This window comes from Pseudomonas sp. NPDC096925 (genome assembly GCF_044762545.1).
Classification (GTDB): Bacteria; Pseudomonadota; Gammaproteobacteria; order Pseudomonadales; family Pseudomonadaceae; genus Aquipseudomonas.
Genome location: NZ_JBIWEM010000001.1, coordinates 1,016,780 through 1,036,359 on the forward strand (window position 1 = coordinate 1,016,780; position 19,580 = coordinate 1,036,359).

Below are 19,580 nucleotides of genomic sequence, written 5' to 3' on the forward strand. Positions count from 1 at the left end.
TCAAAAGGCCGACGGCGGACCGTCGCTGTGCAGCAGGCGTTGGAATTGTTCCGCCGACACGGCATGGGAGATCAAAAAGCCCTGCACCTGGTTACAGTCGACCTTGCGTAGCATCTCGAGCTCCTGGGGCGTCTCGACCCCTTCGGCCACCACGGTGAGCCCGAGCTTGCGGCCCAGGGCGACGATGCTGGCCAGGGCCGAAGCCAGGCTCTCGCTTTCATCGCAACGCTGCACCAGCGCCCGGTCGATCTTCAGTTCGGTGAAGGGCGTCGAGACCAGGCTCATGTAGGAGCTGTAGCCCTTGCCGAAGTCGTCCTGGGACAGGCCGAAACCTTTCATGCGCAAGCGGCAGGCGCCCGCATAGAAGTTGCTTAACTCTTCGGGAATGGAGCATTCCATCAGTTCGAAGCAGAGCTTGCCAGGTACGCCTTGATGGTGCAGGACGAATTCCAGCAGCCGGTCGGCCAGGTCATGGCTGTTGAGCAGGTGGGTCGGCAGGTTGATCGAGACCGGAATGTCATAGCCCCGGTCACGCCACCGCGCCTGGGCATCCATGGCTTGCTTGAGCATCACCCACAGTAGCCTTTCCTCCAGGCCGAAGGCGTTGAGCGCCGGCAGGAAGGTGCCTGGCAGCAACACGCCTTGCTCCGGATGCATCCAGCGCACCAAGGCCTCGGCGGCGACGATGCGGCCGTTGTGCAAGGACTTCTTGGGTTGGAACCAGGCCTGAAAGGCCCGGTTGTTCAAGGCCTCGACCAAGGTCTGGCGATCGAACTCGGGTATGGTCGGTGCCTCCCGGGCCGGAGCCTGATGGTGCAACTGCAATTGGTCGATCAGGCTGCGCAACGCGGCGGGCTCGACTGGCTTGGAGATCAGCCCGAGCACATCCACGCCGAGGTTCTTGGCCACCAGGCTCGCCGCCATGAGCATACGCCGCGAGGCCGCACTCATGATCGCCAGGCCCGGTTTGTGGCGTAGGCCGGCGAGGTGCTGGATGAACTGCACACCGTCCATGCCGGGCATCAGCAGGTCGGTCAGGACCAGGTCTACTTCATGCTGGCGCAAGCGCTCCAGCGCTTCCTGGCCATCCCGGGCCGCTACCAGGTTGAAGCTGCCAAGTTCGCTGAACAGGTGTTGCAGGTACATATGCTGAAACGGATGGTCTTCGACAATCAGGATGTTAAAGGGCTTCAAGACGGCTACCTCGATACGGGGCCAGGCAGTTGAGCAGGGCTTGCAGGTTGAAGGGCTTGATCAGGCAGCGATCCATGCCGGCGGCCAGGCACAGATCTTCCTCGCCGCGCAGGGCGTTGGCGGTGGCGCCGACTATGGGTTGGGTACAGCCCAGCTGGCGTAGGGCTCGGGCCAGTTCGTAGCCGTTCATGCCGGGCATGTTGACGTCGGTCAGCAGCAGGTCGAAATGCTCGCGTTGCCAGGCTTGCAGGGCCTGCTCGCCATTGCTGGTCAAGGCTACGCTGCAGCCGAGCTCCTCGAGCTGGTCGCGCAGGATCAACTGGTTGATGACGTTGTCCTCGGCAACCAGCACGCGCAACCCGAGCCGCTCGGTCAAAGGGGCCGGCACGGCCTGGCCCATGGGACGACGCAAGCCCTGAGCCTGGCCGACGGCATGGTGCAGAGCACCCAGGTCGTTGAGGTTGACCTGCCAATGGCCAGCCTCGTGCCGCGCCTCCCAGCAGTCCTGGGCGCTGGCCAGGATGCTTGGGCCGGGCCATTCGGCGACCAGCCGGCGCTCGACGTTGCCTGGATGCAGCTCGACCAGCAGTTCGCCGGCCATGGCGCTGCCCGGTGGCGGGGCGCCGACCTGGGCGCGTGCGCCCCAGCGGCATAGCCAGCCACTGATGGCTTCGGCCAGTTCATGTACCGGCGATACCACGTGAATGCGTTCGGCCAGCAGGTTGAACGGGGTGCCGGCGCGGCCTGAGGCGACTTCCAGGGGCAGGGTCAGACTGAAGCTGCTGCCCAGGCCCAGCTCACTGACCAGGCGCAGCTGGCCGTTCATCAATTGCGTCAGGCGCTGGCAGATCGGCAGCCCCAGCCCGGTGCCGGGAATGACCTGGGTATGGCCTTCGGTCTGGTAAAAGGGGTCGAAGATGAATGGCTGGTCCTGTTCGGCGATGCCCTTGCCGGTGTCCGAGACCTGCCACAACAGGCAGGAGCGCTCTCCATCGCGGTTGAGCAACCTGGCGCGCAGCACCACGCGCCCGCAATCGGTGAACTTGACCGCATTGCTCAACAGGTTGTTGAGAATCTGGCGGATGCGGTTGACGTCGCCGATCAGGTGCTCCGGCAGGCGCGGGTCCAGGCAGCTGTAGAGCTGCAACCCCTTGCTCCCGGCTGCCGCGCTGTAACCCTGGATTACCTCGCGGACCAGGTCCGGGGCACTGAACTCGCTGAGTTCAAGGGCCAGTTGACCGGCCTCGATCTTGGACACGTCCAGCACGTCGCAGATCAACTGCAGCAGGGTTGACGAGGACCCTTCGATGGCCCGCAGGTAATCGCGCTGCTGGGCGTCGAGCACGGTGCGAGACAGCAGCTCGAGGGTGCCCAGCACGCCGTACAGCGGTGTTCGGATTTCGTGGCTCATGGTGGCCAGGAACTGGGTTTTCGCTTCGTTGGCCGTGTCTGCCGCGCGCCGGGCGTCCTCCAGCGCGGCCTCGATCTGCTTGCGTGCGCTGATGTCGCTGAACGCGCAAAGCAGAACCTGCTCGCCCTTGTAGCGGGTTGGCGAGCAGCTCAGGTACAGGTGGCGCCCTTCGGCGCTCTCGAAATAGTCGCTGCACTGGCCTTCGTGCCGCTCGAAGGCCTGCTCGATCCATCGCGCACTGCGTGCGTCGCGAGCCTGGTCCTGGCCCAGCCATTGCTGGGCCAGGTGGTTCTCCAGCACAACCTGCCCATCGCTGCGACGCAGCACGCACAGGGCGACGGGGGCGGTTTCGATGACGTCCCGGCTGAACATCTCGCTTTCCACCAGCGCGCGGATGCGTTCGACCGTGGGGGTGAACAAGCGCTGGTCGAAACGCCGGATCAGCACCCTTATCAAGGTGATGCTGATCACGCAGAACAACAGGGCACCGAGCAGTTGCTGCCACAGGCCGGCAAGGATGGCGGACAGGTCGATGGCATAGACCAGTTGCCAGTCCGAGGACATCAATGGCTTGCTGATGACCAGGTATTCGGGCAAGAACCCCGCGCCGGCGAAGCCGAAGAAGTTGTCACCCGAGGGTTGGGGGCGCGAGCGCTTCAGTGTCGGGTTCGGGCTGTTGGTGAATACCAGCATGCCGTCAGCGTTGAACATCATGAATTCACCTGCGCTGGCATCCTCGAGTGATGGCGACACCGCCTGGCTGTCGATCTCCAGGCCCAGCCAGCCAGAATCGGGGTCGCGCTCGTCAAGGCGCAGGAAGATGAACAGGCGCGAGCGGGGCGCGTCCTGGTCGGCCAGCCACAGTTCCCGGGGGGCTGTGGGCCGGTGCCCCGCATCGCGCAGCTGCTCAAGCAAGGCAGGCGAAGGTGGCGAGGCCTGGGCGTCGCTGTTGTAGAGCCAGCGCATGGAGCCCTGAGCCCCTGCGTCGACGTAGAGCAGGTTGACCTGCCGGGCCTTGAGGTAGGCACACATGCGCTGGGTCAGCCACAGGCTCCAGCGCTTGTCCAGCTGGCTGCCCAGTTGCAGGTGCACTTCCTCGTGTGGTGCCACGGGCGGTGCGGTGACACCCGGAACCGCCTGACGCACGGCCGCGAGGCTCAGGCTTTCCAGCAGTGCCTCGCGGTTGGTGAAGAAAGTATGGGCCTCGGCGATTGCGCTGCTCATGGTTCCATGGCGCCGGGCGATGTCGGTGTTGAAGGTAAAGGACAGGAAATTGTAGGCCGCGCCGAGAATTCCGGCCGATAGCACGACCGCCAGTAGCCGAAGCAGGCGGCGCGCCGCCTCGGGGTCGGAGAGAAGGGGGTTGATCTGTTGCAGATAGGCTTTGAGTCGCATCCCGCGAATTTAGGCAGGCCGCTGGCAACTGGACATCAGACGAACCTTAAAGGCCGTTTGGCCGAGGGCTTACTTGTAATACAGGTCCACTAGCGCCATGGCTTCGAACGTACCGGGGATGGGGGACGATCGCCAGATCAGGTCGGCGCGGAACTCGTTGCGGATCAAGCCCGGCACGGTCAGGTCGGCCAGCTTGAACCAGGTGTCGAAAGGCACCGGCTGGTTGCTGTCCTGCTGGGTCAGGGCGATCCCGACGGAGCTGTTGTTGCCGGGCACCAGCAGCTTGTCGATGACACTGGCGCTGCCGGCAACCGGGGTGAAGCGGGCATCGACGGTGTAGGGCGTGTCGCAGGACCTGACCAGATCGAGGCTGAAACTGGCCGAACTGGCAACCTGGCCGACCTGTGCCGAGCTGACCAAGGCACGGCGGAAGCTGATCACTGACGGCAAGATGGTCAACTCGGGAGAGCAAGGCACGAAGCGGATGTTGTTCATGCCGGTGACGACATAGTTGAGGTTGCTGTCGGGCCTGGGGTTGAGGCCGCCCTTGCCGTCCAGCTGGAACACCCGGTATTCGCTCAACGTGCTTGCTTGCCCGTTGGTTGGCGTTGCGCCGTATTTTTCAATGAACACGGTGAAGGTCAGGGTGAACCGGGCCTTGTCCCAACCCGCGCAATTCGCCCAGTTGCAACCATGAAGCGAGTTGTAGCCGGTGGTGATGGCGCCCGAGGTCTGGGTGATGGTCTGGGACCCATAGCGTATCCCCACCCGTATGCCCTTGCCGATATTGGCCTTGGCCGGGTTGACATAGAAATAGATATCTTCCTTGACGCCGGTTTCATAGTCATCGGCACAGATGACCGGAACCGAGTGTGGCGACGATTCCCAGATGATCGTGCCGTCGGGGGCGTCGGCCGGTACCGCCAGCGCGGTGCCCAGGGCCTCCTTGAGCGTCGACGCCTTGGACGGGTCCAGCTTGCAGGACAGCGCGTAGCTGGTGGCGGGGCAGCTGGCGGCGACAAAGAGCAGGCCCAGCAGGTGTTTGCGGATCAGGGTCATGGGGTGGCTATCCTGTGGCAGTGTGTTCACGGCAGCGCGACGTGGTGTCGCTTCTGCAGGCCGATGTCGGTCAGCTCGCTGAACGCCACGCGACTCTGCACTGGCAGGGGCGAGGGCGTTTCGAGACTGAGCGACTCCCCCGGGCGCAGGAGGACATAGTCCGCAAGCGGGTGCGACTGCCCAGGGCTGTCGAGCTGCAGGTCGACCAGCGAGACATGGAAGGCGCTCGGATTGCTGACTTCGATCCTGCCAGGCAGACGCGTGCGCCATTCCAGACCATTGACCGCCTTGCTGGCCGAGCCTGGCAGGCCGGCAGGGCGGTAGAACAGCTTCAAGCGCTGGCGGATGGCGAACTGCAGGGTATCTGCCTGTTCGGGTTTGCGCGGGATCTCGAGAATGTTCAGCCAGAACAGCGATTCCCTGTCCTCGGGCAGGCCCTGGCCGGCGTACAGCACCCGCAGCATCTGCTGGCCGTTGGGAGGGATCAAGGTTAATGGCTGAACAATCGCGAAGGGGGCATCGCCGCCCTCGTCGGGGCTGCTGACCCAGCTTTGCATGACTGTGTCGAGGCCACTGCGATTGACCACATTGATGCTCGCTTCCTTGTCCGAGCCCTGGTAGATCAGGCGCGTGCCTTCGATCTTGAGCTGGGCCCAGGCGGTAGGCGCCAGGCACATCAGGATGAGTGCCGCCATGGCCGGGCGCGAGAGGGTGTGAAGCAATCGCGACATGGTTGGGAAGGGCTCCGGTGAGGTTGGCTGGGAGGGGCCTGGCCATCCTAGACAGTTGCACCGCCGCCGGCTTTGAGACGTTTCTTAAACGGCCGTGTGGTTTATTTTCCTGCTTTGTGAACGGCCTCACGCGCGTAGCCAGGCAGGCCACCGCCCATCCGATAGGCTCAACCTTGGGTATTGGGGAGTGGCAATCATGAGCGGCAAGCGATTCGCAATGAGTGTCGCAATTTGCCTGGCCTTGGTCGGCCAGGCCCAGGCAGGCGCCATCGTCGCCTCGGGCATGCTGCACTTCACCGGCAGCATCATCGAGCCGTCTTGCACGACCACCGTCGGCGATGCGGGCTGGCGCATGGATAACTGCCCGGCGCTGGCGCGTGACAGTGTCATTGGCGTTCAGGGCGTGGATGGCCAGGCGCTGCCGGCGAAGGCGGTACGCGTCGACCGGGGGCACACGGTGGATCAGGCCTACAGACTGGTCGATGGGCGTGGCGAGCCACTGACCCAGGGCCATTACGTGGTGGTCGTGACGTCACCTTGAGGGCATGGGGCAGGCAGCCCCTGAGTCAGCGCTGGCGCAATTGTCGCGGGGTGGCGTTGAGCAAGCGGCGCATCAGGCGCCGGAGAGCCGTCGGGTCCTGGTAGCCGACCAGCGTCGAGATCGCCTCGACGGAATGTTCGCCGGACTCGAGCAGCGCTCGGGCCTTGTGCAACTGCACCCGCTGAATGAGCTGCCGGGTGGAGTGCCCCGTTGCCTTGTGCACATGGCGCGACAGGGTCCGCTCGGACATGCCGACGTTTGCGGCCAGTGTCTTGACGCTCGCAAGTTCAGGCAGTGACTTCTCGATCTCTGCGATCAGGCGCGAGATCAGTGCATTACCTTGCACCAGTACGGCAGGGATGACGAAAGGCGACTGCAGTTGCCTGCGGTCGAGCAGCAGTGCCTTGCCCACCGCGTCGGCGATTGCAGGTGACAGGCGCCGACGAAGCAGGTGCAGCATCAGGTCGGTTTGCGCGAAGGCAGCTCCTGCCGTAGTCAGTGGATGATCGGCCAGCACCATGAAGTCCGGGTCGACGCGGCAGCCGGGTGCGAGCCTCTGCAGGTGCGGTGCCAGCCACCAGGAGGTGGTTACCCTTCTGCCGTCCAGCAGCCCGGCTGCATGCAGCAGAAAGACGGCCGAGCATGACGCGGCAATTTCCCTGCCGTTGGCGATGTGATCGCTCAGTACAGAGAGAAAGGGAGCGGTCCATGGCTCCGCGAGGCGACTTTCGAGCTGGTCGATATCACTGACGCCGATTCCTGGTATGACCCAGCAGGACTGGTCATCGGTGCTTTGTTCGATCGGTTGCACATGCAGTTGCAGGCCATGGCCCAGCGCTACCGCTCCCGGTTGCGGGCCGCAAACCCGCCAGCGTGGTGCGGCCAGGCCGAGTCGCTCGCTAACGGTTGCTGCGGTGGCGAGGATATCCAGGGTGGAGGCTACGCTAGCGGCGAATGCCCCCGGTATGACCAGAATGGTGAAATCGTGCATTGTCGGATTATGCTCGAAAGAGGACGGATCCGACACTTTTGCGTAAGAGGAGCGCCAGGCCTAATGGCGCTTCAACTCATCACAAAGGTCTCAGCAATGCCCAATATCCTGATCAAGGTACCGACCGGGGCTTTCAACGAGCAGCAACGCGAGCATCTGTTGAAGCGCGTCAGCGAGGCAGCAATCGCGCATGAGCACATAGGTGACGCTCTGCCGCAGCGCAGCCTGTGCTGGGTGCTCATCGAGGAGGTGCGGGGCGGTGATTGGCTATGTGGCGGGGTGAACATGCACGCCCACGCCATTCCCTGCATCGTCATGGTAAAGGTGCCTGCCGGCGTGCTCGATGAACAGATGCGCAAGGACTACGTGCAGGGCCTGCACCAGGCCATCGAACAATGCGTCGGGAAGGATGACGGGAGGATGTTGATGACTTCGATACAGCTGGTCGACATCGCCGATGGCACCTGGGGAGCGAACGGGAGTCTCTGGCATCTTGCCGATTTCACCCGTGCTGCCGGTTACCAACATCTTGTCACCCGCACATAGAAACTGTGGGCCGAGGATTTGCGAGTTCGCGGCAGGTTTCGCTGTACGCCAGGATCAATAACTTGTCAGTTTCGATCATTGAGACCCTTCAAACGGCTGTTTAATGTCGCAGGCAGACAAACGACGGGGCCCACCGGCCGGTGCGGCACCCGCATCCCGTGAATACGCCATCTGGGGACCTTTCCATGGCCGCCGAACGCTACCCGCACCTGCTTGCCCCGCTGGACCTGGGCTTCACCACCTTGCGCAACCGCACCCTGATGGGCTCGATGCACACCGGCCTCGAAGAGCGCCCGGGCGGCTTCGAGCGCATGGCGGCGTACTTTGCCGAGCGCGCTCGCGGTGGCGTCGGCCTGATGGTCACCGGCGGCATCGCGCCCAATGATGAGGGTGGGGTGTATTCCGGGGCGGCCAAGCTCAGCACCGAGGAGGAGGCCGACAAGCACCGCGTCGTCACCGAGGCTGTGCACGCCGCCGGTGGCAAGATCTGTCTGCAGATCCTGCATGCCGGGCGCTATGCCTACAGCCCACGCCAAGTGGCGCCCAGCGCGATCCAGGCGCCGATCAACCCGTTCAAGCCCAGGGAGCTGGACGAGGCGGGTATCGAGAAGCAGATCGCCGACTTCGTCAATTGCGCGGTGCTGGCCCAGCGCGCCGGTTACGACGGCGTCGAGATCATGGGGTCGGAAGGCTACTTCATCAACCAGTTCCTCGCCGCCCACACCAACCATCGCACCGACCGCTGGGGCGGCAGCTATGAAAACCGCATGCGCCTGGCGGTGGAAATCGTCAGCCGGGTGCGCGGCGCGGTAGGGCCGAACTTCATCATCATCTTCCGCCTGTCGATGCTCGACCTGGTCGAGGGCGGCAGCAGCTGGGACGAGATCGAGCTGCTGGCCAAGGCCATCGAGCACGCCGGCGCGACCCTGATCAACACCGGCATCGGCTGGCACGAAGCGCGTATCCCGACCATTGCCACCAAGGTGCCGCGCGCGGCGTTCAGCAAGGTCACCGCCAAGCTGCGTGGCGTGGTGAACATTCCGCTGATCACCACCAATCGTATCAACACCCCGGAAGTGGCCGAGGCGGTGCTGGCCGAGGGTGATGCCGACATGGTCTCGATGGCCCGGCCGTTCCTGGCCGACCCGGACTTCGTCAACAAGGCCGCTGCCGGCCGCGGCGACGAGATCAACACCTGCATCGGCTGCAACCAGGCCTGCCTGGACCATACCTTCGGCGGCAAGCTGACCAGTTGCCTGGTCAACCCGCGCGCCTGCCACGAGACCGAGCTCAACTACCTGCCCGTGCGCGCCGTGAAGCGCATTGCCGTGGTCGGTGCCGGCCCGGCCGGCCTGGCGGCAGCCACGGTAGCGGCCGAGCGCGGCCACGCGGTGACCCTGTTCGATGCTGCCAGCGAGATCGGCGGGCAGTTCAATGTGGCCAAGCGGGTGCCGGGAAAGGAAGAGTTCCATGAAACCTTGCGTTACTTCCGCAACAAGGTCAAAAGCACGGGCGTGGACCTGCGCCTGAACACCCGGGTCAATGTGCAGTCCCTGGTGGACGGTGGCTATGACGAAATCATCCTGGCCACCGGCATCGCTCCGCGCACGCCGGCCATCCCCGGTGTCGAGCATGCCAAGGTGCTCAGCTACCTGGACGTGCTGCTCGAGCGCAAGCCGGTGGGCAAGGCTGTCGCGGTGATTGGCGCGGGTGGTATCGGTTTCGACGTTTCCGAGTACCTGGTGCATCAGGGCGTTGCCACCAGCCAGGACCGTGAGGCGTTCTGGAAGGAGTGGGGCATCGACACCCATCTGCAGGCGCGTGGTGGCGTGGCCGGGATCAAGGCCGAGCCGCATGCCCCTGCGCGGCAGGTGTACCTGTTGCAGCGCAAGAAATCCAAGGTGGGTGACGGCCTGGGCAAGACCACCGGCTGGATTCACCGTACCGGGTTGAAGAACAAGCGGGTGCAGATGCTCAACAGCGTCGAGTACCTGGGCATCGACGATGCCGGCCTGCACATTCGCGTGGCCGATGGCGAGCCGCAGGTGCTGGCGGTGGACAACGTGGTCATCTGTGCCGGGCAGGAGCCGCTGCGCGAACTGCAGGACGGGCTGGTGGCGGCGGGGCAGTCGGTGCACCTGATTGGTGGGGCCGATGTGGCGGCGGAGCTGGATGCCAAGCGGGCGATCAACCAGGGTTCGAGACTGGCGGCTGAGCTCTGAGGTTGCCGGGGCCGCTGCGCGGCCCTGTGGGAGCGGGTTCACCCGCGAAGAGGGCTACGCGGTGCATGGCACCGGCTGCGCCGGTGTTCGCGGGTGAACCCGCTCCCACCGGGGGCGCAAAGCGCCCCCGGGATTTCACTGGTAAACTCGCAGCATGCTCCTCGACCTTCCCCAAGCCCCCCTGCGCCCTCTGACCCTGCCTTGGCTGGAAACCGCCAAGGTCGAAGCCGCCATCCTGCGCCTGGACCTGATCGACCCGCTGATCAGCGGCAACAAGTGGTTCAAGCTGCGCCATCACCTGCAGCACGCCACGGCCAGCAACGCACCGGGCCTGATCAGCCTCGGCGGCAACCATTCCAATCACCTGCACGCCCTGGCCGCCGCCGGCAAGCGCTTCGGCTTCGCCACCGCCGGCCTGCTGCGCGGCCACGCCCAGGACACGCCAACCGTGCGTGACCTGCAGGCGCTGGGCATGGAACTGCACTGGCTGGGCTATGGCGGTTATCGCGCGCGAAACGAAGCGGGTTTCTGGGCGCCTTGGCAGGCACGCTATCCGGGCTGGCACTGCATCCCCGAAGGGGGTGGCGGGCTGGCCGGTGCACAGGGCTGCGCGCTGCTCATGCAGCAGGCGCGCGGGCAAATCGCGGCACTGGGCTGGTCGGGCTACGATGCCTGGTGGCTGGCCGCCGGAACGGGGACTACCCTGGCCGGCCTGGTAATGGCCGAGGCGGGCGCACATGTCGTGCATGGCGCATTGGCTGTACCCAGGGATCATGGTGTGGCGGAGGCGGTAGCGACACTGGCCGGCGCGCATGGCTACCAGTTGCACGACGCCTGCCGTGGCGGTTTTGGCAAATTCGATGATGAGCTGCTGGCGTTCATCGCCGACTGCGAGCGACACACCGGCGTGCCGCTCGAAGCCCTGTACACTGGCAAGGCTCTGCTGGCCCTGCGAGAGCAGGTGGGTGCCGGGCTGTTCGCGCCCGGCACCCGCCTGATCGTGGTGCACACCGGCGGCCTGCAGGGCCGGCGCGGTTACTTGTAAGGCAGCATGCGCAGCAGTGTGTTGTCGCGCTGCACATAGTGGTGATACAGCCCGGCCAGCGCATGCAGGCCGATCAGCCAGTATCCCCAAGTGCCGATGCTTTCATGCCAGCCTTTGAAGAACTTGGCCTGGTCCGGGTTCGGGCCGATCAGGTGCGGCAGCTCCAGGCCGAAGAACGGCACCGGTTTGTCGGCGGCGCTGAGGATAAGCCAGCCGGCCAGCGGCAGGATGATCATCAGCAGGTACAACGCCAGGTGCATCAGGTGCGAAAGGCCTGTCTGCCAGGCCGCTGGCTTGGGCACGATGGGCGGGGTCGGGCTGCTCAGGCGCATGGCCAGGCGCAGCCAGACCAGCACGAACACGCTGAGCCCGAGCATGAAGTGCAGATCCTTCATCAGGTTGCGCTCGACACTGTCCTTGGGGAACAGGCCACGCAGTTCGATAAGGGCATAGACAGCGGCCAGCAGTACCAGCATCAGCCAGTGCAGGGCAATGGACAGGCGCGTGTAATGGGTCGCGGGGGTGGATGAAACCATGATCGGTCCTCGTCATCAGGTCGGAATGGCGCTCTTGCTGGCGCTCAGGTAGTACTGTAATGGCTACGGGGAACAAATCTTTGCGCCAGGTCTGTGAAAATTGTGTTGTCTGCACCGGCCTCTTCGCGGGCTTGCCCGCTCCCACAGGCACAGCGCTGAGCCAGAGGCCTGTGCAGTACCTGTGGGAGCGGGTTTACCCGCGAAGGGGCCAACACAGACAACATCAGACATCGAGCAGATGCGGCCAATCATCAGCCACCAGAAACACCCGCTCGGCCTCCTGCCACACCCCATCAGCTTCTTGCTCCAACCTCACCAGCAACTGCGCCGGTGCCTGCCGCTCCAGCACATGCAGCCACGCCGCAAACTGCTCCACCGCCCAGCTCTCACTCGCCTCTACCCGCGCCGGCGCCAGCCAAGCATGCCGTTGCAGCGGCTGCCAATGTTCCCCTTCAGCCATGGCCCAGTCCCGTCGCCGCACCCAGCGCCCGCGCAAATGTTGCGGGTTGGTACCTTGCGGTGGCTGCACATGCCCAGGCCACGGGTAGAACAGGTAGCCACCCAGCCACACATGTGCCTGCACCTGCTCCACCCCCAGCTGCGCCAGCACCTCGCGGCTGTGCGCCCCCGCCGACATGGGCAACTGGTGCCGCGCCAGGTGCGCCAGTTTGCTTCCCAGTCGGTCATGGCAGCCCGGTCCCAGCCAGGCGGCGGGGTCCTGCCCGGCGTGTTCCGGGCCCAGGTACAGCTTGATGGCCAGTTCCAGGTGGTGCACGCCGTCGCGGTCGCGCAGCACCACGTCCAGTTCGCCCAGGGTGCGCCCGCCGTCGCGTATCGCCAGGTTGGCCGCCAGCAGTTCGATGCCCGGCGCCTGGCCCAGGGCGAATTGCCACAGGCGTTCGTAGTAATGCCCCAGGCGCCGGCTGCCCAGTTGCGCCAGCCAGTCGCGCAATGGGCGGTCGTCGTCATCCAGCGCCTGCAGCCAGTCTGCAAGGCGCTGCGGCTGATCCGCCCACAGGCTGCCTGCCAGCGGGTGGCGCTGGGGGCAGGGCGGGGTGCTGAGCAACGGGGGCGACAGCAGGGCCCAGGCCAGGTCGCGCACGTGGGGGCGGCGTAGCTGCCGGGGCAGGTGGTGGAGCAGGGCGAATGGCATCATCCTGCGAGCATAGCCGGTTTGCCGCTACCCGGTGGTTTCGCCCATAATCGCGGCATAGTCACCCGCCGCAGAGCCTCGCAGGAGCCCCATGGAGCAATTTCGCAATATTGGTATCATCGGCCGCCTTGGCAGCTCGCAGGTGCTCGACACCATTCGCCGACTGAAAAAATTCCTCCTCGAGCGCCACCTGCACGTGATCCTCGAGGACACCATCGCCGAAGTATTGCCCGGCCATGGCCTGCAAACCTCCACCCGCAAGCTGCTGGGCGAGGTCTGTGACCTGGTCATCGTGGTCGGCGGCGACGGCAGCCTGCTGGGTGCCGCCCGTGCCCTGGCCCGGCACAACATTCCGGTGCTGGGCATCAACCGTGGCAACCTGGGCTTCCTTACCGATATCCGCCCCGACGAGCTGGAAGAGAAGGTTGCCGAAGTGCTCGACGGCCATTACCTGGTGGAAAACCGCTTCCTGCTGCAGGCCGAGGTACGCCGCCATAACGAAGCCATTGGCCAGGGTGATGCGCTGAACGACGTGGTACTGCACCCGGGCAAGTCCACGCGCATGATCGAGTTCGAGATCTACATCGACGGCCAGTTCGTCTGCAGCCAGAAGGCCGACGGCCTGATCGTCGCCACCCCCACCGGCTCCACCGCCTACGCGCTGTCGGCCGGCGGCCCGATCATGCACCCCAAGCTCGACGCCATCGTCATCGTGCCGATGTACCCACACACCCTGTCGGGCCGGCCAATCGTGGTCGACGGCAACAGCGAGCTGAAGATCGTGGTGTCCAAGGACCTGCAGATCTACCCACAAGTATCCTGTGACGGCCAGAACCACTTCACCTGCGCCCCCGGCGACACCATCACGGTGAGCAAGAAGCCGCAGAAGCTGCGCCTGATCCACCCGCTCGACCACAATTACTACGAGGTCTGCCGCACCAAGCTCGGTTGGGGCAGCCGTTTGGGAAGCAGGGACGACTGATGCTCGATCCGGCGCGAAGTTTCGACATCATCGGTGACGTGCACGGTTGTGCGCTGACCCTTGAACGCCTGCTCGACGCCCTCGGTTACAAGCGTGTGGCCGGCGTGTGGCGCCACCCGCGGCGCCAGGCGCTGTTCCTTGGCGACATCGTCGACCGCGGGCCACGCATCCGCGAGGCGCTGCACATCGTCCACGACATGGTCGAGGCCGGCCAGGCGTTCTGCATCATGGGCAACCACGAATACAACGCCCTGGGTTGGGTCACCCCGGCACTGCCCGGCAGCGGCAAGGCCTTTGTGCGCGAACATACGCCGCGCCACGCCCGGCTGATCGACGAAACCCTGACCCAGTTCGCCAACCACCCCGCTGACTGGCACGACTTCGTCAACTGGTTCTACGAATTGCCACTGTTCGTCGACGCCGGGCGCTTCCGCCTGGTGCATGCCTGCTGGGACCCGCGGCTGATCGAGCCGCTGCGCCAGCAGTACCCCGACGGGTGCATCGACGAGCACTTCATCCAGGCCTCGGCGGTGAGCAGCAGCTTTGCAGCCACCGTGTGCAACCGCCTGCTGCGCGGCACCGACATGCGCCTGCCGGACGGCCTGACCCTGACTGGCGGCGACGGCCTGACCCGCGCCTTCTTCCGCACCAAGTTCTGGGAAGAAGACCCGCAAACCTATGGCGACATCGTGTTCCAGCCCGACGCCCTGCCGGCGGAAGTCGCCAGCACCCCACTCAGCCACAGCCAGAAGAACGCCTTGCTGCGCTATGCCGAAGATGAGCCCATGCTGTTCGTCGGCCACTACTGGCGCAGCGGCCGCCCGGCGCCGATCCGCGCCAACCTGGCCTGCCTGGACTACAGCGCCGTGCTCTACGGCAAGCTGGCCGCCTACCGCCTGGATGATGAAACCCGCATCGACCCGCACAAGTTCGTCTGGGTCGACGTTGACCGCCCACAGGCCAACCAATGAACGTTATCGAAGTGATGCGCCTGCCGCTGTCGGTCGACCTCAGCGGCTTCGTCCAACTGTTGCAGCGCCTGCAGGTGCCGCACCGGGTCAGCGAGGAGGGCGAGGTGCAGGTGCTCTGGGCCCCCGACACCCTGGCTGCAGACGTCCGCGAGCTCTACCAGCGCTACCCCGACGGCAATGCCGACCTGCCAGCCACCGCCGATCCTGTGGGAGCGGGCGTGCCCGCGAAAGGGCCCTCCCTGGCGGAACAGGCCCGCGCTTGCAAAGTCACCACCATAATCCTGCTGTTGTGTTTCATCGTCGCCGGCCTTACGGGCCTGGGCGAAAACTTCACTACCATCAGCTGGTTCACCTTCCTCGACTTCCGCGTCCAGGGCGACTACCTGTACTTCAGCCCGCTGGCGCAAAGCCTGGACGAAGGCCAGTGGTGGCGCCTGGTATCGCCCATGCTGCTGCACTTCGGCGTGCTGCACCTGGCCATGAACAGCCTGTGGTACTGGGAACTGGGCAAACGCATCGAACTGCGCCAGGGCCCGTGGGCGCTGCTTGGCCTGACCCTGCTGTTCAGCCTGGTGTCCAACCTGGCCCAGCACTACAGCAGCGGTCCGAGCCTGTTCGGTGGCCTGTCCGGCGTGCTGTACGGCCTGCTCGGGCATATCTGGCTGTACCAGTGGCTGGCACCCAACCGTTACTTCGACCTGCCCAAGGGCGTGCTGGTGATGATGCTGATCTGGCTGGTGGTGTGCCTGAGCGGCGTGATCGACACCCTGGGCCTTGGCCAGATCGCCAACGCCGCCCATGTCGGCGGGCTGCTCATCGGATGCCTGACCGGGCTCTTGGGTGGGGCGCTGGCCCGGCGTAAACTGTCGGCTTGAATCAGGAGACACTATGTCCACTTTCGCGCAAATGATCGAAAACATCACCCCGGAAATTTACGAGAGCCTGAAACTGGCCGTGGAAATCGGCAAATGGTCGGATGGCCGCAAGCTCACCGCCGAGCAGAAAGAGCTGTCGCTGCAGGCGGTAATCGCCTGGGAAATGAAAAACCTGCCCGAAGACCAGCGCACCGGCTACATGGGCCCACAGGAATGCGCGTCGAAGTCTGCACCGATTGCCAACATTCTGTTCAAGTCGGACTCGGTACATTGATCGAACTCGCGCGTGGCTCGTTGAGCAAGATGGCGGTAAGCCTGCAGGCGCCAGTGGTGCAGTACAGCTTCCGCCTGGATGACACACAGGTGCCGGTCAACCCGCTGATCGGCCAACGCCTGCGCCTGGAATACCTCGGCGCCATTCACTGCAGCCATTGCGGCAAGCGCACCAAGACCAGCTTCAGCCAGGGTTACTGCTACCCGTGCATGACCCGGCTGGCCCAGTGCGACGTGTGCATCATGGCCCCGGAAAAGTGCCACTACGACGCCGGCACCTGCCGCGAACCGTCGTGGGGCGAACAGTTCTGCATGACCGATCACGTGGTCTACCTGGCCAACTCGTCGGGGATCAAGGTCGGTATCACCCGCGCCACCCAGTTGCCCACCCGCTGGCTTGACCAGGGCGCCAGCCAGGCCCTGCCGATCGTGCGCGTGGCCACCCGCCAGCAGTCCGGCCTGGTCGAAGACTTGCTGCGCAGCCAGGTGCCGGACCGCACCAACTGGCGCACCCTGCTCAAAGGCGACGCCGAGGAACTCGATCTGGTTGCAATTCGTGAACAGGTCTTCGACGCCTGCGCCGATGGCCTGCGCGAACTGCAGGGCCGCTTTGGCCTGCAGGCGATCCAGCCACTGCGCGACGCGGAAGTGGTACAGATGAAATACCCGGTCGAGGCCTACCCGAAAAAGATCGTCAGCTTCAACCTCGACAAGGACCCGGTAGTGGAAGGCACGCTGCTGGGCATCAAGGGCCAGTACCTGATCTTCGACACCGGTGTGATCAATATTCGCAAGTACACGGCCTACCAGCTGGCCGTGCTCCAGTAAAAGGACCTCTACATGCGTACCGAACAACCGCAAGTGATCTACCTCAAGGATTACCAGGCGCCCGAGTACCTGATCGACGAGACGCACCTGACCTTCGAGCTGTTCGAGGACCACACCCTGGTTCACGCGCAACTGGTCATGCGCCGCAACCCGGCACGCGGTGCCGGCCTGCCGCCACTGGAACTCGATGGCCAGCAGCTGGAACTGCTGCGTGCCTCGCTGGATGACCAGGAACTGCAGCCGGGTGAGTACCAGCTCGACGCCGACAGCCTGACCGTGCAGCCCAAGGCCGAGCGCTTCACCCTCGACACCAGCGTGAAGATCCACCCCGAGAGCAACACCGCACTGGAAGGCCTGTACAAGTCGGGCAAGATGTTCTGCACCCAGTGCGAGGCCGAAGGCTTCCGCAAGATCACCTACTACCTCGATCGTCCGGACGTGATGAGCACCTTCACCACCACGGTCATCGCCGAGCAGCATCGCTACCCGGTATTGCTGTCGAACGGCAACCCGATCGGCAGCGGGCCGGCCGAAGACGGCCGCCACTGGGCGACCTGGGAAGACCCGTTCATGAAGCCGGCCTACCTGTTTGCCCTGGTGGCCGGTGACCTGTGGTGCGTCGAAGACAGCTTCACCCGCCAGTCCGGCCGTGATGTAACCCTGCGCATCTACGTCGAGCCCGAGAACATCGACAAGTGCGACCACGCCATGGTCAGCCTGAAGAAGTCCATGCGCTGGGACGAAGAAGTCTATGGCCGCGAGTACGACCTGGACATCTTCATGATCGTCGCGGTCAACGACTTCAACATGGGCGCCATGGAAAACAAGGGCCTGAACATCTTCAACTCCAGCTGTGTGCTGGCCCGTGCCGAAACGGCTACCGATGCCGCCCACCAGCGCGTCGAAGGCGTGGTCGCCCACGAGTACTTCCACAACTGGTCGGGCAACCGTGTCACCTGCCGTGACTGGTTCCAGCTGTCGCTGAAAGAAGGCTTCACGGTGTTCCGCGACGCCGAGTTCAGCGCCGACATGAACTCGCGTACGGTCAAGCGCATCGAAGACGTGGCCTACCTGCGTACTCACCAGTTCGCCGAAGACGCTGGCCCCATGGCCCACCCGGTACGCCCGGACAGCTTCATCGAGATCTCCAACTTCTATACCCTGACCGTGTACGAGAAGGGCGCCGAAGTGGTGCGCATGGTTCGTACCCTGCTGGGTGCCGATGGCTTCCGCAAGGGCAGTGACCTGTACTTCGAACGCCACGATGGCCAGGCGGTGACTACCGACGATTTCATCAAGGCCATGGAAGACGCCAACGGCGTCGACTTCACCCAGTTCAAGCGCTGGTACAACCAGGCCGGCACCCCGCGCCTTGAAGTCAGCGAGGCCTATGACGCGGCTGCGAAAACCTACAGCCTGACCTTCCGCCAGAGCTGCCCGCAGACCCCGGACAAGGCTGAAAAACTGCCGTTCGTGATCCCGGTGGAGCTGGGCCTGCTGGACGCCGCAGGCAACGACCTGCCGCTGCAACTGGCCGGTGAAGCGAAGGCGCAGGGCACCAGCCGCGTGCTGTCGGTGACCGAAGCCGAGCAGACTTTCACCTTCCAGGGCATCCAGGCCAAGCCGCTGCCGTCGCTGCTGCGTGGCTTCAGCGCACCGGTCAAGCTGAGCTTCCCCTATGACCGCGATCAGCTGATGTTCCTGATGCAGCACGACAGCGACGGCTTCAACCGCTGGGAGGCGGGGCAGCAGCTGTCGGTGCAGGTGCTGCAGGAGCTGATTGGCCAGCATCAGCGTGGCGAAGCGCTCAAGCTCGACCAGCGCCTGATCACTGCCCTGGGCACTGTGCTCGGTAACGAGTCGCTGGACCCGGCCATGGTTGCCGAAATGCTCTCGCTGCCGGGTGAGGCCTACCTCACCGAGATCAGCCAGGTGGCCGACGTGGATGCCATCCACGCCGCCCGCGAGTTCGCTCGTCAGCAGATCGCCGAGCAGTTGTTCGCCGCCCTGTGGGCGCGCTACCAGGCCAACCGCGAAGTGTCGCGCAGCACCGCCTACGTGGCCTCGGCCGAGCACTTCGCCCGCCGCAGCCTGCAGAACATCGCGCTGTCGTACCTGATGCAGAGCGGCAAGCCGCAGGTACTGCAGGCGACCCTGGAGCAGTTCGAGCACTGCGACAACATGACCGAGCGCCTCACTGCGCTGGCCGTGCTGGTCAACTCGCCGTTCGAGGCCGAGCGGGCCAAGGCGCTGGAGGCCTTTGCCGAGCACTTCAAGGACAACCCGCTGGTCATGGACCAGTGGTTCAGCGTGCAGGCGGCCAGCACGCTGCCGGGCGGGCTGGCGCGGGTCAAGGCGCTGATGCAGCACCCGGCGTTCACCCTGAAGAACCCGAACAAGGTCCGTGCGCTGATCGGCGCCTTTGCCGGGCAGAACCTGGTCAACTTCCATGCGGCGGATGGCTCGGGCTACCGCTTCCTGGCGGACCTGGTGATCGAGCTGAATGCGCTGAACCCGCAGATCGCCTCGCGGCAACTGGCACCGCTGACCCGCTGGCGCAAGTATGACGATGCGCGTCAGGCCCTGATGAAGGGCGAGCTGGAGCGGATTCTGGCTTCTGGTGAGCTGTCCAGTGATGTGTATGAGGTTGTGAGCAAGAGCCTGGCTTAAGCCTTCCGTAGCCTGAGCCGACCTCTTCGCGGGTAAACCCGCTCCCACAGGTACTGCACCGCTTTCATGGGCTGTGCAGGACCTGTGGGAGCGGGTTTACCCGCGAAGCTTTTACAGCCGATAACAAAACATAACACCCCGCCCGTTGTATTCCCGC

Annotated in this window: 17 protein-coding genes; 10 read left to right on the top strand and 7 right to left on the bottom strand. The window is 64.6% G+C overall.

All coding sequences use genetic code 11. The features are described 5' to 3' along the window. From ACIQYU_RS04935 to ACIQYU_RS04950, 4 genes are all read right to left on the bottom strand, one after another. Positions 1 to 1,194, bottom strand: coding sequence for an EAL domain-containing protein (locus ACIQYU_RS04935; protein ID WP_207832152.1), 1,194 nt, complete (start codon positions 1,192 to 1,194; stop codon positions 1 to 3). Next, positions 1,181 to 4,000, bottom strand: coding sequence for an ATP-binding protein (locus ACIQYU_RS04940; RefSeq protein ID WP_333957665.1), 2,820 nt, complete (start codon positions 3,998 to 4,000; stop codon positions 1,181 to 1,183). Before ACIQYU_RS04940 ends, ACIQYU_RS04935 begins: the two co-directional genes overlap by 14 nt. Before the next feature lie 69 nt (positions 4,001 to 4,069). After that, positions 4,070 to 5,059, bottom strand: coding sequence for a fimbrial protein (locus tag ACIQYU_RS04945; RefSeq protein ID WP_207832147.1), 990 nt, complete (start codon positions 5,057 to 5,059; stop codon positions 4,070 to 4,072). 26 nt (positions 5,060 to 5,085) lie between these two features. Continuing rightward, entirely contained in the window at positions 5,086 to 5,790 is a 705-nt protein-coding gene (locus tag ACIQYU_RS04950) for a molecular chaperone (RefSeq protein ID WP_207832145.1), read from the bottom strand. A gap of 217 nt (positions 5,791 to 6,007) precedes the next feature. Here ACIQYU_RS04950 and ACIQYU_RS04955 point away from each other — a divergent pair, with 217 nt between their 5' ends. Continuing rightward, complete coding sequence (locus ACIQYU_RS04955; RefSeq protein ID WP_402798414.1) at positions 6,008 to 6,331, top strand: hypothetical protein; 324 nt, start codon at positions 6,008 to 6,010, stop codon at positions 6,329 to 6,331. 25 nt (positions 6,332 to 6,356) lie between these two features. Here the strand turns inward: ACIQYU_RS04955 and ACIQYU_RS04960 are convergent, their stop codons facing one another. Beyond that, complete coding sequence (locus ACIQYU_RS04960; RefSeq protein ID WP_402798415.1) at positions 6,357 to 7,322, bottom strand: GlxA family transcriptional regulator; 966 nt, start codon at positions 7,320 to 7,322, stop codon at positions 6,357 to 6,359. 96 nt (positions 7,323 to 7,418) lie between these two features. Between ACIQYU_RS04960 and ACIQYU_RS04965 the strand changes: the two genes are divergently transcribed. From ACIQYU_RS04965 to ACIQYU_RS04975, 3 genes are all read left to right on the top strand, one after another. After that, entirely contained in the window at positions 7,419 to 7,868 is a 450-nt protein-coding gene (locus ACIQYU_RS04965) for a tautomerase (protein WP_233687141.1), read from the top strand. Positions 7,869 to 8,053: 185 nt separating this feature from the next. Further along, positions 8,054 to 10,090: an NADPH-dependent 2,4-dienoyl-CoA reductase gene (locus ACIQYU_RS04970; protein WP_207832137.1), complete on the top strand. Its 2,037-nt coding sequence runs from the start codon at positions 8,054 to 8,056 to the stop codon at positions 10,088 to 10,090. Between the two features lie 154 nt (positions 10,091 to 10,244). Beyond that, positions 10,245 to 11,135, top strand: coding sequence for a 1-aminocyclopropane-1-carboxylate deaminase/D-cysteine desulfhydrase (locus ACIQYU_RS04975; protein ID WP_233687140.1), 891 nt, complete (start codon positions 10,245 to 10,247; stop codon positions 11,133 to 11,135). Here ACIQYU_RS04975 and ACIQYU_RS04980 read toward each other — a convergent pair. Beyond that, positions 11,126 to 11,671, bottom strand: coding sequence for a cytochrome b (locus ACIQYU_RS04980; protein WP_207832133.1), 546 nt, complete (start codon positions 11,669 to 11,671; stop codon positions 11,126 to 11,128). The genes ACIQYU_RS04975 and ACIQYU_RS04980 overlap by 10 nt on opposite strands. A gap of 223 nt (positions 11,672 to 11,894) precedes the next feature. After that, positions 11,895 to 12,827, bottom strand: coding sequence for a DUF1853 family protein (locus ACIQYU_RS04985; RefSeq protein WP_402798418.1), 933 nt, complete (start codon positions 12,825 to 12,827; stop codon positions 11,895 to 11,897). A gap of 88 nt (positions 12,828 to 12,915) precedes the next feature. Between ACIQYU_RS04985 and ACIQYU_RS04990 the strand changes: the two genes are divergently transcribed. From ACIQYU_RS04990 to pepN, 6 genes are read left to right on the top strand one after another with little or no spacing between them, the layout of a single operon-like run. Further along, positions 12,916 to 13,806, top strand: coding sequence for an NAD(+) kinase (locus ACIQYU_RS04990; protein ID WP_025338255.1), 891 nt, complete (start codon positions 12,916 to 12,918; stop codon positions 13,804 to 13,806). Next, positions 13,806 to 14,777 (top strand): metallophosphoesterase, encoded by a 972-nt coding sequence (locus tag ACIQYU_RS04995; RefSeq protein WP_207831807.1) that lies wholly within the window; start codon positions 13,806 to 13,808, stop codon positions 14,775 to 14,777. Before ACIQYU_RS04990 ends, ACIQYU_RS04995 begins: the two co-directional genes overlap by 1 nt. Further along, the gene (locus ACIQYU_RS05000; protein WP_402798419.1) at positions 14,774 to 15,652 is read left to right on the top strand and encodes a rhomboid family intramembrane serine protease; all 879 of its coding nucleotides are present in this window, start codon (positions 14,774 to 14,776) and stop codon (positions 15,650 to 15,652) included. The genes ACIQYU_RS04995 and ACIQYU_RS05000 overlap by 4 nt, the downstream gene beginning before the upstream one ends. 13 nt (positions 15,653 to 15,665) lie before the next feature. Beyond that, a complete protein-coding gene (locus ACIQYU_RS05005) occupies positions 15,666 to 15,926 on the top strand; it encodes a YeaC family protein (RefSeq protein ID WP_003260154.1) in 261 nt (86 codons plus the stop codon). Further along, positions 15,923 to 16,753, top strand: coding sequence for a DUF2797 domain-containing protein (locus ACIQYU_RS05010; protein ID WP_063913823.1), 831 nt, complete (start codon positions 15,923 to 15,925; stop codon positions 16,751 to 16,753). The genes ACIQYU_RS05005 and ACIQYU_RS05010 overlap by 4 nt, the downstream gene beginning before the upstream one ends. A gap of 12 nt (positions 16,754 to 16,765) precedes the next feature. Further along, positions 16,766 to 19,423: an aminopeptidase N gene (gene pepN / locus ACIQYU_RS05015; RefSeq protein ID WP_402798420.1), complete on the top strand. Its 2,658-nt coding sequence runs from the start codon at positions 16,766 to 16,768 to the stop codon at positions 19,421 to 19,423. Positions 19,424 to 19,580: the final 157 nt, after the last annotated feature.

What these genes read in the sequence shown, in the direction of transcription:
- ACIQYU_RS04940 (WP_333957665.1), bottom strand. Translation starts at nt 4,000, where the DNA reads ATGCGACTCAAAGCCTATCTGCAACAGATCAACCCCCTTCTCTCCGAC.
- ACIQYU_RS04945 (WP_207832147.1), bottom strand. Translation starts at nt 5,059, where the DNA reads ATGACCCTGATCCGCAAACACCTGCTGGGCCTGCTCTTTGTCGCCGCC.
- ACIQYU_RS04950 (WP_207832145.1), bottom strand. Translation starts at nt 5,790, where the DNA reads ATGTCGCGATTGCTTCACACCCTCTCGCGCCCGGCCATGGCGGCACTC.
- ACIQYU_RS04955 (WP_402798414.1), top strand. Translation starts at nt 6,008, where the DNA reads ATGAGTGTCGCAATTTGCCTGGCCTTGGTCGGCCAGGCCCAGGCAGGC.
- ACIQYU_RS04960 (WP_402798415.1), bottom strand. Translation starts at nt 7,322, where the DNA reads ATGCACGATTTCACCATTCTGGTCATACCGGGGGCATTCGCCGCTAGC.
- ACIQYU_RS04965 (WP_233687141.1), top strand. Translation starts at nt 7,419, where the DNA reads ATGCCCAATATCCTGATCAAGGTACCGACCGGGGCTTTCAACGAGCAG.
- ACIQYU_RS04970 (WP_207832137.1), top strand. Translation starts at nt 8,054, where the DNA reads ATGGCCGCCGAACGCTACCCGCACCTGCTTGCCCCGCTGGACCTGGGC.
- ACIQYU_RS04975 (WP_233687140.1), top strand. Translation starts at nt 10,245, where the DNA reads ATGCTCCTCGACCTTCCCCAAGCCCCCCTGCGCCCTCTGACCCTGCCT.
- ACIQYU_RS04980 (WP_207832133.1), bottom strand. Translation starts at nt 11,671, where the DNA reads ATGGTTTCATCCACCCCCGCGACCCATTACACGCGCCTGTCCATTGCC.
- ACIQYU_RS04985 (WP_402798418.1), bottom strand. Translation starts at nt 12,827, where the DNA reads ATGATGCCATTCGCCCTGCTCCACCACCTGCCCCGGCAGCTACGCCGC.
- ACIQYU_RS04990 (WP_025338255.1), top strand. Translation starts at nt 12,916, where the DNA reads ATGGAGCAATTTCGCAATATTGGTATCATCGGCCGCCTTGGCAGCTCG.
- ACIQYU_RS04995 (WP_207831807.1), top strand. Translation starts at nt 13,806, where the DNA reads ATGCTCGATCCGGCGCGAAGTTTCGACATCATCGGTGACGTGCACGGT.
- ACIQYU_RS05000 (WP_402798419.1), top strand. Translation starts at nt 14,774, where the DNA reads ATGAACGTTATCGAAGTGATGCGCCTGCCGCTGTCGGTCGACCTCAGC.
- ACIQYU_RS05005 (WP_003260154.1), top strand. Translation starts at nt 15,666, where the DNA reads ATGTCCACTTTCGCGCAAATGATCGAAAACATCACCCCGGAAATTTAC.
- pepN (WP_402798420.1), top strand. Translation starts at nt 16,766, where the DNA reads ATGCGTACCGAACAACCGCAAGTGATCTACCTCAAGGATTACCAGGCG.